The 12,322-nt window shown below is 61.1% G+C and carries 14 protein-coding genes; 10 read left to right on the forward strand and 4 right to left on the reverse strand.

What is annotated here, in order from left to right:
- Positions 1 to 12: 12 nt before the first annotated feature.
- Genes dhaL through dhaK form a run of 6 tightly spaced genes read left to right on the forward strand, consistent with a single transcriptional unit; the run spans position 13 to position 4,369 of the window.
- Complete coding sequence (gene dhaL / locus NKJ46_RS13395; protein ID WP_352665431.1) at positions 13 to 615, forward strand: dihydroxyacetone kinase subunit DhaL; 603 nt, start codon at positions 13 to 15, stop codon at positions 613 to 615.
- Positions 612 to 1,001, forward strand: coding sequence for a dihydroxyacetone kinase phosphoryl donor subunit DhaM (gene dhaM / locus NKJ46_RS13400; RefSeq protein WP_352665432.1), 390 nt, complete (start codon positions 612 to 614; stop codon positions 999 to 1,001). The genes dhaL and dhaM overlap by 4 nt, the downstream gene beginning before the upstream one ends.
- Before the next feature lie 22 nt (positions 1,002 to 1,023).
- Positions 1,024 to 1,326: an HPr family phosphocarrier protein gene (locus tag NKJ46_RS13405; RefSeq protein WP_292659371.1), complete on the forward strand. Its 303-nt coding sequence runs from the start codon at positions 1,024 to 1,026 to the stop codon at positions 1,324 to 1,326.
- Positions 1,310 to 2,926: a phosphoenolpyruvate--protein phosphotransferase gene (gene ptsP, locus NKJ46_RS13410; RefSeq protein WP_352665433.1), complete on the forward strand. Its 1,617-nt coding sequence runs from the start codon at positions 1,310 to 1,312 to the stop codon at positions 2,924 to 2,926. Before NKJ46_RS13405 ends, ptsP begins: the two co-directional genes overlap by 17 nt.
- Positions 2,927 to 2,933: 7 nt before the next feature.
- Complete coding sequence (locus NKJ46_RS13415) at positions 2,934 to 3,356, forward strand: hypothetical protein (protein WP_023717968.1); 423 nt, start codon at positions 2,934 to 2,936, stop codon at positions 3,354 to 3,356.
- A 26-nt stretch (positions 3,357 to 3,382) separates the two neighbouring features.
- The gene (dhaK, locus tag NKJ46_RS13420; protein ID WP_352665434.1) at positions 3,383 to 4,369 is read left to right on the forward strand and encodes a dihydroxyacetone kinase subunit DhaK; all 987 of its coding nucleotides are present in this window, start codon (positions 3,383 to 3,385) and stop codon (positions 4,367 to 4,369) included.
- Positions 4,370 to 4,651: 282 nt separating this feature from the next.
- Here dhaK and NKJ46_RS13425 read toward each other — a convergent pair whose 3' ends face one another.
- Positions 4,652 to 5,449, reverse strand: coding sequence for a DUF2259 domain-containing protein (locus NKJ46_RS13425; RefSeq protein WP_352665435.1), 798 nt, complete (start codon positions 5,447 to 5,449; stop codon positions 4,652 to 4,654).
- Positions 5,450 to 5,618: 169 nt separating this feature from the next.
- Here NKJ46_RS13425 and NKJ46_RS13430 point away from each other — a divergent pair, with 169 nt between their 5' ends.
- Both NKJ46_RS13430 and NKJ46_RS13435 read left to right on the forward strand, forming a co-directional pair.
- Positions 5,619 to 7,526, forward strand: a complete 1,908-nt coding sequence (locus NKJ46_RS13430) for a propionyl-CoA synthetase (RefSeq protein WP_352665436.1) — start codon at positions 5,619 to 5,621, stop codon at positions 7,524 to 7,526.
- Between the two features lie 190 nt (positions 7,527 to 7,716).
- Positions 7,717 to 8,418, forward strand: a complete 702-nt coding sequence (locus tag NKJ46_RS13435) for a metallophosphoesterase family protein (protein ID WP_352665437.1) — start codon at positions 7,717 to 7,719, stop codon at positions 8,416 to 8,418.
- A 66-nt stretch (positions 8,419 to 8,484) separates the two neighbouring features.
- Here NKJ46_RS13435 and NKJ46_RS13440 read toward each other — a convergent pair whose 3' ends face one another.
- A complete protein-coding gene (locus NKJ46_RS13440) occupies positions 8,485 to 8,652 on the reverse strand; it encodes a Thivi_2564 family membrane protein (RefSeq protein ID WP_352665438.1) in 168 nt (55 codons plus the stop codon).
- Positions 8,653 to 8,867: 215 nt separating this feature from the next.
- Between NKJ46_RS13440 and NKJ46_RS13445 the strand changes: the two genes are divergently transcribed.
- A complete protein-coding gene (locus tag NKJ46_RS13445; RefSeq protein WP_352665439.1) occupies positions 8,868 to 9,320 on the forward strand; it encodes a BA14K family protein in 453 nt (150 codons plus the stop codon).
- Between the two features lie 110 nt (positions 9,321 to 9,430).
- On the opposite strand, the gene NKJ46_RS13450 is transcribed toward NKJ46_RS13445, so the two are convergent.
- Together NKJ46_RS13450 and NKJ46_RS13455 are read right to left on the reverse strand one after the other, a co-directional pair.
- Positions 9,431 to 9,619 (reverse strand): hypothetical protein, encoded by a 189-nt coding sequence (locus NKJ46_RS13450; RefSeq protein ID WP_352665441.1) that lies wholly within the window; start codon positions 9,617 to 9,619, stop codon positions 9,431 to 9,433.
- A gap of 162 nt (positions 9,620 to 9,781) precedes the next feature.
- On the reverse strand, positions 9,782 to 10,852 hold the full coding sequence (locus tag NKJ46_RS13455) for a sensor histidine kinase (protein WP_352665483.1): 1,071 nt from the start codon (positions 10,850 to 10,852) through the stop codon (positions 9,782 to 9,784).
- Positions 10,853 to 11,019: 167 nt separating this feature from the next.
- On the opposite strand from NKJ46_RS13455, the gene NKJ46_RS13460 reads away from it, so the two are divergent.
- A complete protein-coding gene (locus NKJ46_RS13460; protein ID WP_352665443.1) occupies positions 11,020 to 12,303 on the forward strand; it encodes a glucoamylase family protein in 1,284 nt (427 codons plus the stop codon).
- Positions 12,304 to 12,322: the final 19 nt, after the last annotated feature.

The following is a 12,322-nucleotide window of genomic DNA, read 5'->3' on the forward strand; positions in this document are numbered from 1 at the left end:
AGCATGGGTGACATGGCGGCAGCGAATATTTCTAGGCTGATCGAGGCAGCGGCAAACACCATCGCCGCCCATGCCGAAGAGCTGACCCGGCTCGACCAGGCGATCGGCGACGGCGACCATGGGCTCAACATGAAACGCGGCTTCGAGGCCGTGCGGGCCGAGGCCGACGCGTTTGCGGCAAAGCCGTTGCCCGAGGCGCTGAAGGCGATCGGCACCAAGCTAGTGATGACCGTCGGCGGAGCCTCCGGTCCCTTGTTTGGCACGCTGTTCATGGCGCTCGGCAAGGAGATTTCCGCCGTGCCGGGTCGCGCCGACCTGGCGGCGGCCTTCGGCAAGGCGATCGAAGCGGTGGCCGCCAGAGGCAAGTCGCAGGCGGGGCAAAAAACCATGCTCGACGTGCTGCAGCCGGTGCATGAGGCCCTGCTGCAGGGAAAGGCGGCAGCGGACATCGTCGAGATCGCCGACAACGCGGCCGACGCGACCGTGCCGATGAAGGCGCTGCGTGGGCGCGCCTCCTTCCTTGGCGACCGTTCGATCGGTCATATGGATGCCGGCGCACGCTCGACCGCGCTTCTGGTGCGGGCCGTAGCCGAGACAATCGAGAGGCGCGCATGAGCAATGTCGGCATCGTCATCGTATCGCATTCGCCGCTGGTCGCCGAAGGCACCGCCGACATGGTGCGGCAGATGGTCGGCAACGAAGTGCCGCTTGCATGGTGCGGCGGAAACGGCCATGGCGGGCTGGGAACCAATGTCGAGGCGATCATAGGCGCCATCGACAAGGCCTGGTCGGAGGCGGGTGTCGCGATCCTCGTCGATCTCGGCGGTGCCGAGACCAATAGCGAGATGGCGGTCGAGATGATCGGCGAACCGCGCGCCCAGAAGATCATCGTCTGCAATGCGCCGATCGTCGAAGGCGCGGTGATGGCGGCAACCGAGGCTTCCGGCGGCGCCTCGCTCAAGGAAGTGGTGGCGACGGCGCACGAACTGTCGCCATCGTGAATGAACGGGAATTTTGACAAGCATGTCCGCAGCAGCCGAAGCCAGCGTCCTGATCACCCATGAGGTGGGACTGCATGCGCGTCCTTCGGTGAAGTTCACCAAGCTTGCCAAGACGTTTTCGGCCGACGTCGAGATTGCGCTCGCCGCCAACGGACCGTGGCTCGACGCCAAGAGCATCGTCAAGGTAATGGCTGCGAAAGCGCCGAAAGGTACTGTCCTGCATATCAGAGCCAGAGGGGACGGCGCCGGTGAGGCGGTCGGCGCGCTGGTCGAGCTGGTGCGGCGCGATTTCGACGAAGGCAAGGACCATGCCCGAACCGCTTAGGCTGCAGGGCATTTCGGCATCGGCCGGCTATGCCGAGGGGCCGCTGTTCGATCTGGACCAGGCTGCTGTGCGTTATGTCCGCAAGGCGACTGCCGCGGACGAGAAGGCGGCGCTTGAAGCCGCCATCTCCATTGCCGCAGGCCGGCTCGCGACATTGATCGAAACCAGCGACAGCGAGGCGGCCGGGATCCTCGAATTCCAGCTCGCCATGCTGGAGGACAACGCGCTGACCGGTCCGGCCTTTGCGCACATCGTCGAGGGCATGGCTGCTGATGTGGCTTGGCGAACAGCGCTCGACGCCGAGATCGCCGGCTACGAAACATCCGACCAGGACTATTTCCGGGCGCGCGCGGCCGACATGCGCGATATACGCGACCAGGTGCTACGCGCGCTGACCGGGGGCGGCGACATTGCCGCACCGGCGGGTGCGATCTTCTACGGCGAGGATATCGCACCGACGCGCTTCCTCGAGACCGACTGGAGTGCCGGCGGCGGCATAGCACTTACGGCCGGAAGTGCTGCAAGTCATGTCGCAATGCTGGCACGCTCACGCGGCGTGCCAATGGTGGTGGGGCTTGGGCTCGTGGCGCGTGGGGTGGCCGGGCCCGGTGCTTCGCCGGCTTACCTTGCCGGAATGGCTCTGCTCGATGCCGAACATGGCGGCATCGTGTTGGCGCCTTCGAAAGCGGAGATCGATGCATTCCGACGATCGTCGTTGGCTTTCGCAGCGCATCGCGGCAAAGCGGCAGCCTATCTGACAAGGCCGGCAGCAACGAAGACCGGCATAGCGGTCCGCGTGCAGGTGAATATTGCCGATCCATCCGATGTCGACAGCATCGATGCTGCGGCGTGCGACGGTGTCGGGCTGATGCGGACCGAATTCCTGTTCGGCAAGACGCTGCCGGACGAGGAGACCCAATATCGCGCCTACCGCAAAGTGCTGGAATGGGCAGGCGACAAGCCGGTGACGATCCGTACCGTCGATGCGGGCGGCGATAAGCCTGTGCCGGGCCTGACCGTCGAGGAAGGTAATCCATTCCTTGGCCTGCGCGGGATCAGGCTGTCGCTGGTGCGCCCAGAGGTCTTTCGCGTGCAGATCCGCGCCTTGCTACGCGCCGCCATGCACGGCAATCTGAAGGTGATGTTCCCGATGATCGCCGTTCCGGAAGAGTATGAACACGCCACCGCGCTGTTCGCGGAAGAGCAGGCTGACCTTTTGGCGCGCGGCATCGCGCAAAAAATGCCGCCGCTTGGCATCATGGTCGAGGTGCCATCGGTGGCGATTGCGCCGGAGGCATTCGCCAAGGCCGCCTTCTTCTCGATCGGTTCGAATGATTTGACCCAATACGTGATGGCCGCCGCTCGCGACAATGCGTCGGTCGCACATCTGAATTCGGTCAGGCATCCGGCCGTACTCCGGCTGATCGCCTCGGTTGCCGCCTTCGGCCGCGAGCATAATGTTCCGGTCAGCCTGTGTGGCGACGCCGGCGGCGACCCCGCCTCGATCCCGGCGCTGCTTGAAACTGGGCTGCGTGACCTCTCCGTCGCTCCCGCCCAACTCGCGATGGCCAAGGCGGCCATCGCGGACGTTTCGATCTAGGCCCGGCATGTCAGACAAAGCGTCGCAATCCGGCCCCGAAGAGGCGATCCGCGCCTACAAGACGATCCTGTCGCAGGTGATCGACCAGCGCCCGTCCGGCATGCGCCAGCGCCTCGCCGATGCGCTGGGCAAGCATCGCAGCTTCGTCACGCAGATTTCCAGCCCGGCCTATTCGACGCCGATCCCGTCGAAGCATTTGCCGGCTATCTTCTCCGTTTGCCATTTCAGCCCGGCCGAACGCGATCATTTCCTTGAAGCCTACCATCGGGCGCATCCGGGAAAAATGTCGCTGGCTGCAGGCATGCGCAAGACACGCCATGTCTCGCTGATCGTTCCCGATTTCGGCGACGATAAGCAGAATGCGGCGCTCGACCGGGCGGTCAATGATTTCATCCAGAAGATCACCAGCATCGCCGGCAAGGGCAGCTGACGCTGGGCTATTTCGGGAGGACAGCCATGAAGAAATTTCTGAATTCGGTCGATACGGTGCTGACCGAGAGCCTCGACGGCTTCGTTGCCGCGCATGCCGACATCCTGGCGCTCGGCGAGGAGCACAAATTTGTCCGCCGCAAGGTGCTCAAGCCGGGCAAGGTGGCGCTGATCTCCGGCGGCGGCTCGGGTCACGAGCCGCTGCATGGCGGGTTCGTCGGGCACGGCATGCTGGATGCCGCCTGCCCCGGCCAGGTATTCACCTCGCCGACGCCTGACCAGATGATGGCGGCGGCTGAAGCCGTCAATACGGGCGCCGGCTGCCTGTTCATCGTCAAGAACTACGAGGGCGACGTGATGAATTTCGACATGGCCGCTGAAATGTCGGAAGGCGTGATGCAAATCGTGACCAATGACGACGTCGCGGTCGAAAACTCGTCCTACACCACCGGCCGGCGCGGCGTCGCCGGTACGCTGGTGGTCGAGAAAATCGTCGGCGCGGCGGCCGAACAAGGCATGCCACTGGAGTCTTTGAAGGCGTTGGGCGAGCGCGTCAACGGCGCGACTCGCTCGATGGGCGTGGCGCTGACCAGTTGCACCGTGCCGGCGGCGGGCAAGCCGACCTTCGACATCGGCGACGGCGAGATGGAGTTCGGGGTCGGTATCCATGGCGAGCCGGGGAGGCGACGCGACACATTGAAAAGCGCCGATGCTATCGCCGACGAGATCTGTACCGCAATCCTGGGTGACCTGGGCGACGGTGCCAAAGGCCAGGCGCTACTCTTCGTCAACGGCTTTGGCGGCACACCGTTGATGGAGCTTTATCTGATGTATAATAGCGCCCGCAAAATCTTCGAGAAGCACGGCGTGACGGTGGCGCGGTCGCTGGTCGGGTCCTATGTGACCTCGCTCGACATGGCCGGCTGCTCGATCACGCTGAGCATGCTCGACGACGAAGCGGCCGTTTGGTGGGATGCACCGGTACATACGGCCGCGCTGCGCTGGGGCATGTAGCGGCGGAGAATGCCCCAGAAATAGTCGGTGATAAGACCGACATCGGCAACGCCGCACATCGCCAGACAGTTGCCCTCCTCACCCTGCGTAAGATAAAGAATCTGCGGTTGGGGAGTTTGAGCATGCGTTACAATTGGGATCGCGCGCCGACGGGTTTCGAGCGCCATGGAAAGGTGCTGGCAGCCGCCTTGCTGATCGCCGGCGGGGTCGGACTTATGCTCGCTGCCCTCCCGCTTTAGGGACAACAAACTCGGGTAGCGGACTACTTCTCAGCCCGTTGCCTCAGTGCGCCCGGCCAGTCACGGCGATGAAACGGCGGTCGCGCCCTTCAAATCCCTGGCTGAAGCGCTGCACGAGCACCGCAAGCACGCCCGGTTTTCCATCCGGGGTGAATGCGTAAGATTCCGACAGGCTGTAGGAAGTCGGGCAATTCCTCGAACCGGGCACCGCCTTGTCCTCATGCAGCAGCTTGATCGGCTTGCCGTCCTGACCCTGCAGCGTCAGGCGAAAGCCGAGCGCCTTGCCGGTCGTTTCGCCTTGCTGCGTCGCGTCGAAACTCGATGAACAATCCGCTGTGCTGTCGGCAAGGATCTGCTCGAGCTGGATGGTCGAGATGCCAAGCTCGTCATAGGCCGGCGAAAGCCATTTCTGCGAAACCTGCTCAAGGCGCGCAATGTCATTGTAGGCGACCAAGTCGTCGGGAAAGGTAAATTTGTCTAAGCCCGTCCGCTCGCCGCGCGGCGCTATGGCATATTTGGCCAGCAAGGGCGCCGCCTGCGCCGCGGCACGCTCCCTCGCCTGCGCAAGCGTCAGTGTCGCATCCTCCGTCTCGTCGACGATGACGATCGGCTTGCCGCCGACGAACTCATCGGTCCGCGTGTCGATGATGTCGATCTCCGACCAGCCCGAATCCGAAGCACCGGCATCGAGCGTGCCGTACTGTTCGAAGGCGAAGTAGTTGCCGTCTGGCGAAAAGCCGATTATGCGCCGTGCCGCCGCATCGCCGGCCTGAGCAGCTGAAGCGAGCACCAACGCCAGCGTCGCAATCACGGCAAATCCAAGCTCGTATCGCAGTTTCATCGCGCCCTGCCCCCAATGTTGAAAATTCGGCCGATCAGCCCCGCAGACCACGACGACCTGCATTTGCGGCCGAATTAGAACGACGGCAAACGAAACGCACAAATACATGGTTACACAAACCAGCATACGCTATTTCAAGGACAGCAAACATTCCTGGGGAGGAAGCTGGATGGCGTCACGCTACCATGAGGTCTATGACGACTGGAAACGCGACCCGGAAAAATTCTGGGCCGATGCGGCGAGTGCAATCGACTGGTTCTCGCCTTTCGAGACCGTTTTCGATGCCAATGCCGGCGTCTATGGCCGGTGGTTCAACGGCGCCTCGTGCAACACCTGCTTCAATGCCGTCGATCGTCATGTGGCGGGCGGCCGTGCCGACCAGATCGCGTTGATCCATGACAGCGCGATTTCGGGTACAATCAGGAAATTCACGTATGCCGAGTTGAAGCGCGAGGTGGTCGCGCTGACCTCGGTGCTCAAGAATCGCGGCATTCAAAAAGGCGATCGCGTCATCATCTACATGCCGATGGTACCGGAGGCAGCCTTCGCCATGCTTGCCTGTGCGCGGATCGGCGCCGTGCATTCGGTGGTCTTCGGCGGCTTTGCCTCGCATGAGCTCGCCACGCGCATCGACGACGCCAAGCCGAAGCTGATCATCTCGGCGTCCTGCGGACTGGAGCCAGGGCGCGTCGTTGCCTATAAGCCGCTGCTCGACAAGGCGATCGAGATGTCGCGGCACAAGCCGGAAAGCTGCCTCATCCTGCAGCGCGACCAATTGCGCTGCGAGCTCAGGGAAAACTACGACATCGACTATGCCGACGCCGTGGCGCGTGAACGGGCCGCCGGCGCCAATGTCGACTGTGTTCCGGTGCTTGCCACCGATCCGCTCTACATCATCTACACCTCGGGCACGACCGGCCAGCCGAAGGGCATCGTGCGCGACAATGGCGGCCATATGGTCGCGCTGAAATGGTCGATGGAAAACGAGTTCGGCGTCAAGCCGGGCGAAGTGTTCTGGGCCGCTTCCGATGTCGGCTGGGTGGTCGGCCATTCCTATATCGTCTACGGCCCGCTGCTGCATGGCTGCACAACCATCCTGTTCGAGGGCAAGCCGGTCGGCACGCCCGATGCCGGCACCTATTGGCGTGTGATCGCCGAGCACGGGGTGGTCGCGCTGTTCACCGCGCCAACCGCCTTTCGCGCCATCAAAGGACAGGACCCGAAAGGCGAATTCGTCCCGAAATACGACCTGTCCAAATTCCGCACGCTGTTCCTCGCCGGCGAGCGCGCCGATCCGGAAACCATCAAATGGGCGGAGCAGAAATTGAACGTGCCGGTGATCGACCATTGGTGGCAAACCGAGACCGGCTCGCCGATGACCATCAACCCCGCCGGACTGGGCCTGTTGCCGGTCAAATACGGCTCGCCCGGCGTGCCGATGCCCGGCTACGACATCCGCGTGCTGGACGATGCCGGGCATGGGGTCAAGCGTGGTACGCTTGGCAATGTCGTGGTGAGATTGCCGTTGCCCCCCGGCTGCCTGCCGACGCTGTGGAATGCCGACGAGCGGTTTCGCCAAGCCTATCTCGAGGAGTTCCCCGGCTTCTACAAAACCGCGGATGCCGGCATGATGGACGAGGACGGCTATCTCTATGTCATGGCTCGCACCGACGACATCATCAATGTCGCCGGTCACCGGCTATCGACCGGCGCCATGGAGGAGGTTCTGGCCGCGCATCCCGACGTCGCCGAATGCGCTGTCGTCGGTATTGCCGATGCTATGAAAGGCCAGGTTCCACTCGGCTTCGTCGTGCTGAATGCCGGGGTCGACCGCGACGCCGGCATCATCGAAAACGAGGTTGTCACGCTGGTGCGCGAACGGATCGGCCCGGTCGCCGCCTTCAAGACGGTGGTGACGATCAAGCGCCTGCCGAAGACGCGCTCCGGCAAGATCCTGCGCGGCACCATGCAGAAGATCGCCGACAAGGAGGAATGGGCCATGCCGGCAACGATCGACGACCCGGCCATCCTCGACGAGATCACCGCCGCGCTGAACCGCCGCGGCATCGGCCTGTAAGGACGCCGAAGCCGAGTTGTGTCCGAAGCTCCGGTATGGAACGACCGGCGCCGGACATGGTATCCACGCACAGCGCGTCATGTTGCTTCGGAATCGAGGCGCACCACAGCCATGCGAGATGCCATACGTGACCCTGTTCCAGCGATCGAGAAAGTCCCAGGCCGCGGCGCGCCGGCGGCTGGAGATCGATATGCGGGGCACCGTCGTCTATGCGATCGGCGACGTGCATGGCTGCTACAAGGAACTCCGCGCCCTGGAGCAGAAGATCCTGCTCGATTCGGTGCCCTTCGAAGGACGAAAGCTGATCATCATGCTCGGCGACTACGTCGATCGTGGGCCTCAGTCGGCGCGTGTGCTCGATCATCTGCTGGCGCCGCCACCCCAAGGTTTCCAGCGCATTTGCCTTGCCGGCAACCACGAAGTCGTGATGCTGAACTATCTCGACGGGATCATTTCGCGAGAGTCGTGGCTGGCGATAGGCGGCCTGCAAACGCTGTTTTCCTACGGCGTCGATCCGTCGCGCATGGCCGATCTCTACGGTTCAAGCGAGGAGGTCGACCGGCGCATTCGGGAGATCATTCCCGCCGGCCATATCAGCTTCATGCGCGCGCTGCCGGTCATGGTCTGTTCGGCAAAATTCGTGTTCGTTCATGCCGGCATCAGGCCCGGCATCGACCTCGCCGCGCAGGACGAGGACGACCTGCTCAACATCCGCTCGGAGTTCTTTGACGCCGCGCATCTTCTCGACCGCTATGTCGTGCACGGACATACGCCGGTCGACATTCCGAAGCTCGAGGGACGCCGGCTTGGCATCGACACGGGCGCTTTCCAAAGCGGCCGGCTGACCGCAGTCAGGATCGTAGACAACCGCGCCAGACTGATATTTTCCTAGAGCGGAATGCGATCAAATTGAATCGGGCATTGCCCAGCCGCCTGGCCGATCGCTTTCGTGTTGGCTTTAAAACACCGCGAGGTACTTCAGCAGTGAAATAATGCCGATAATGATCACGACAATTTGGGCAATCTGACGAGTGCGACCATCAAGCGGCAACCGGTTGACCAGATAAAGCACCAGAATGATTACAAGGAAAGTGATCAGAATGCTGATCAAAGGAGTGCTTGCCATTGTCCCTCACTGTATGAAACGTAGAAAAACAAGCCAGCACACCGCGGCGCCGTGTGAAGATTGCCCATGCTTATTCGAGCCGTAGCACCTGGCAAGTGATTCGAACAGCCTGGCTGGCGGTGTCGAAAGCTGTCTGACACGCCATGGAACCTTGACCTCTTTAAATCGTTTTAAATTCGAAGAGGGAATATCAACCATCCCTTCAAAGGAGATTTATGAACAAGATATTATCGGGTTGGCTCGCGGCCACGTTGTCAGTTTCATTCGTGACGGCAGCCGGGTCAGCCGGCGCAGCTCAACTGTTCTTGCCGCAAACACCTTCCGTTTCGTCCGATGTGGCGACGGTCGACTACAAGCCGTGGATGAAGCGGAAATTCAACCGCAATCGCAATTTTTCGCGCAACGATGGCGTGAACTGGAACGGTCATCGCGGCTATCGTGAATACCATCGCGGCTATCGCCGCCATGGTGACTACTGGTTTCCGCTGGCGGCCTTCGCTGCCGGCGCGGTGATCAGCGGCGTGATCATCAACAACAACCAGAACCGGGTCAGTCGCGGCGATTCGCATGTACAGTGGTGCTATGACCGATACCGGAGCTATCGAGCTTCAGACGATACATTCCAGCCTAGCTATGGCCCTCGGCAGCTGTGTAATTCGCCGTACTGAGACGTAAGGTTTTTTACCGCATCAAAAACCCCGCATCGCGCGGGGTTTTTCGTAGCGGCGCCAAGGCGGCGATGGAAAGGCGAACGTAGCGTGGATCTCGGCTTGAGTGTCTATTCCAGACGGAATTCGACAGCGTGCGCTTCAGCCTCCGTAATAAGGCCGCCGTCGACGGCGGCTTCGAATGCTTTGGCAAAATACTGATCATCGGAAGTCTGGTGATCCTGGCCCGAAAGATCGACCGGATACGCGCCGATCACCCGGCCCGTAATTTTCTCGATTACCGTCACGGTCCGCTGCATCGGTTTTTCTCCAATTAAACAGAACCTATAGCACATAGAATAGGAACATCAGCGGCAGCCGCTCGCGAGCGGCTTCGAAACATTCGAGCTACACCCACCTGATGGGACGATCTTCGAGGCACTATTCGGATAACCGCTTAAAGCCTCCGCCAAGCGACCAAGCTATGCTGCTTTCGGCATCCGCGACGTGAATGTCGCTCTGGTAACGGCGATCATCGTGCCAGTGTTGCCCGTGACGGTGTCAATGCGTGCTTCAAGCTGTTTGACAAGTGCCTCCACGATCGCTGTCCCCAGTCCCGCACATGGAATGTCGCCAACGGGTTTGCCCCACCCGTTGTCCGATACGGTCAACTTCCAATCCTCAGCATCGGTCTCATAGGTCACCAAGATCAGCGCATCGACCTTTTCTGTCGAGAATGCATACTTGATGGCGTTGAGAACGAGCTCGGTTACGATCAGGCCAAGGCTCACCGCCTTCTGGGAATCTATCCTTCCATTTTCCGCCATGACGTTGACGGCAATAGCCTGTGTTTCCCCGATCATCGAAGCGGCCAAACTGCTGCAAAGCTTCGACAGATAAGAACCAACCTCGATTTCGTCGGCACCGGTTGAGGCATGGAGATGCCGCTGCACTTCGGCCACCGACAGCACGCGTTGATGGGCATCCTTCAGGTGCTGCCGCGTTTCATCTGAGGTGACGGACCGAGCCTTCAGCAGCAAAATGCTGGCGATGATCTGTAGGCTGTTGGCGACCCGGTGCTCCATTTCGCGCAGCAGCACATCTTTCTGGCGCAGCAAGTCTTCGGTGCGGCCGAGAAGCTCTTCCTTTTCCCTTTCGATGGCGCGGCGCGCCGTGATGTCATTGAAGGCGAGCAGGATGGTCGCGGCTGAACTGTGGTCGTAAAGGACCTTTCGCGCGTTGAGCAGCATCGTGCGCCGGCCGATATCGGGGAAATCATGCTCGACCTCGAAGCCGTCCATGGCGGTCTTCTCGGGAATGATCGTCTCCAAGAGCAGGTGAAGCGCTGGAATGTCCCACTGGCCGTCGCCCAGCGCGTAGAGCAGCGAGCCGTGCGTCTGCTCGGGGTCGACCCTGAAGGTCTGATAGAAGGAGCGGTTGGCCGCCAGCACGCGAAAGTTCTCATCGAGAACGAGGAAGGGTTCGACGATCGTATTGACGATGGCCTGCGCCAGCGTCTGCGCGTCTTCGATATTCGCAATGGGGTGGAACATAGGCTTCGAGGCCAATCCAGGGGCCGTGTCCCCTTGATTTTCTTTCTACCGGTTTGCCAGCCACCTGTCGCGAATTGAATCGGCCAAACGCAGCAGTGAGTGGCGGTCCGTGTGCCCAATTGTTTTAGGAATGGCCTTGGGGCACCCGAGGCACTAACACCGGCTCGATGATTCCAGCACTCGACCTTCCGGAAGATACTTTCGAACTCGACGATGATGCGCTGTTGGATGCTGTGCAGCGGCAGACGGTGCGCTATTTTTGGGAAGGCGCCCATCCCGTCAGCGGTCTTGCCCGCGACCGGCAGAAGACCACAGGTGATCCTGCCAACGATCTGGTGACGATCGGGGGGTCCGGTTTTGGCATTGCAGCTATCATCGTTGCGGTCGAACGGGAATGGATCGACCGCGCTGCGGCTTTACCGCGACTGCATGGCATGCTCGATTTCCTGGAAAACTCGCCGCGCTACCACGGCGTTTTTCCGCATTTCGTCAATGGCCGTACCGGTGCGACAATTCCATTCGGTCGCAAGGATGACGGCGCTGATCTGGTCGAAACCACTTTCCTGTTTCAAGGTCTGATCTGCGCCCGTGAGTACTTCGCCGAGATGGCAACCGAGGAAGTTCTCCTTCGCCAGCGCGTGAACGCGCTGTTGTCACAGGCCGAATGGAATTGGTTTACACGCGGCGCTCGGCAACTGATGTGGCACTGGAGCCCGAACCACGGCTGGGCGATGGACAGCCCGATCAGGGGTTGGAACGAATGCATGCTCACCTTCGTGCTGGCGGCGGGATCAACTCGCCACTCCATTGATCCGGGCATCTATCACGAAGGCTTTGCTGGTGGATCCGACTTTCGAAACGGGCGCGATCATTACGGGATCGTCCTGCCATTGGGAATGGATTCTGGTGGTCCGCTCTTCTTCTCGCAATATTCCTTCTGCGGGCTCGATCCACGAGGCCTGAGCGACCGATACGCCGACTACTGGCAACAGAACCTCCGTCATACGCAGATCAATTATCGGCACTGCGTTCGCAATCCCCATAGCCATCTGGGATACGGCCCTGACTGCTGGGGTCTGACCGCGAGCCATGGGCCGCGAGGATACATCGCAAGTGCACCTGACAGGGACTTTGGCGTAATCACCCCGTCCGCTGCCCTGTCGAGTTTCCCTTATGCTCCGGAGGAAGCGATGCGCGCACTGCGCGGTTTCCTGACCAAGCCTCGAAACCGCATATGGGGCCGCTTCGGCTTTGTCGACGCGTTTTGCGAAAGCCGCAACTGGTACTCCCGAACCTATCTGGCCATCAATCAGGGGCCAATCATCGCGATGATCGAGAACCATCGTACAGGGCTGTTGTGGCGGCTGTTCATGCGGGCGCCGGAAGTGCGCAGAGGCTTGGAGAAGCTTGGCTTCATCAGCAAGCATCTCAGAACGTCAACACCCCAATAAATCTTTGCGACGCCGGTGA

The organism is Mesorhizobium sp. M0166, from assembly GCF_040322255.1.
Taxonomy (GTDB): domain Bacteria; phylum Pseudomonadota; class Alphaproteobacteria; order Rhizobiales; family Rhizobiaceae; genus Mesorhizobium.

Excerpts from the sequence above, each read along its gene's own strand:
- dhaL (WP_352665431.1), top strand. The coding sequence starts at position 13 with ATGGCGGCAGCGAATATTTCTAGGCTGATCGAGGCAGCGGCAAACACC.
- dhaM (WP_352665432.1), top strand. The coding sequence starts at position 612 with ATGAGCAATGTCGGCATCGTCATCGTATCGCATTCGCCGCTGGTCGCC.
- NKJ46_RS13405 (WP_292659371.1), top strand. The coding sequence starts at position 1,024 with ATGTCCGCAGCAGCCGAAGCCAGCGTCCTGATCACCCATGAGGTGGGA.
- ptsP (WP_352665433.1), top strand. The coding sequence starts at position 1,310 with ATGCCCGAACCGCTTAGGCTGCAGGGCATTTCGGCATCGGCCGGCTAT.
- NKJ46_RS13415 (WP_023717968.1), top strand. The coding sequence starts at position 2,934 with ATGTCAGACAAAGCGTCGCAATCCGGCCCCGAAGAGGCGATCCGCGCC.
- dhaK (WP_352665434.1), top strand. The coding sequence starts at position 3,383 with ATGAAGAAATTTCTGAATTCGGTCGATACGGTGCTGACCGAGAGCCTC.
- NKJ46_RS13425 (WP_352665435.1), bottom strand. The coding sequence starts at position 5,449 with ATGAAACTGCGATACGAGCTTGGATTTGCCGTGATTGCGACGCTGGCG.
- NKJ46_RS13430 (WP_352665436.1), top strand. The coding sequence starts at position 5,619 with ATGGCGTCACGCTACCATGAGGTCTATGACGACTGGAAACGCGACCCG.
- NKJ46_RS13435 (WP_352665437.1), top strand. The coding sequence starts at position 7,717 with ATGCGGGGCACCGTCGTCTATGCGATCGGCGACGTGCATGGCTGCTAC.
- NKJ46_RS13440 (WP_352665438.1), bottom strand. The coding sequence starts at position 8,652 with ATGGCAAGCACTCCTTTGATCAGCATTCTGATCACTTTCCTTGTAATC.
- NKJ46_RS13445 (WP_352665439.1), top strand. The coding sequence starts at position 8,868 with ATGAACAAGATATTATCGGGTTGGCTCGCGGCCACGTTGTCAGTTTCA.
- NKJ46_RS13450 (WP_352665441.1), bottom strand. The coding sequence starts at position 9,619 with ATGCAGCGGACCGTGACGGTAATCGAGAAAATTACGGGCCGGGTGATC.
- NKJ46_RS13455 (WP_352665483.1), bottom strand. The coding sequence starts at position 10,852 with ATGTTCCACCCCATTGCGAATATCGAAGACGCGCAGACGCTGGCGCAG.
- NKJ46_RS13460 (WP_352665443.1), top strand. The coding sequence starts at position 11,020 with ATGATTCCAGCACTCGACCTTCCGGAAGATACTTTCGAACTCGACGAT.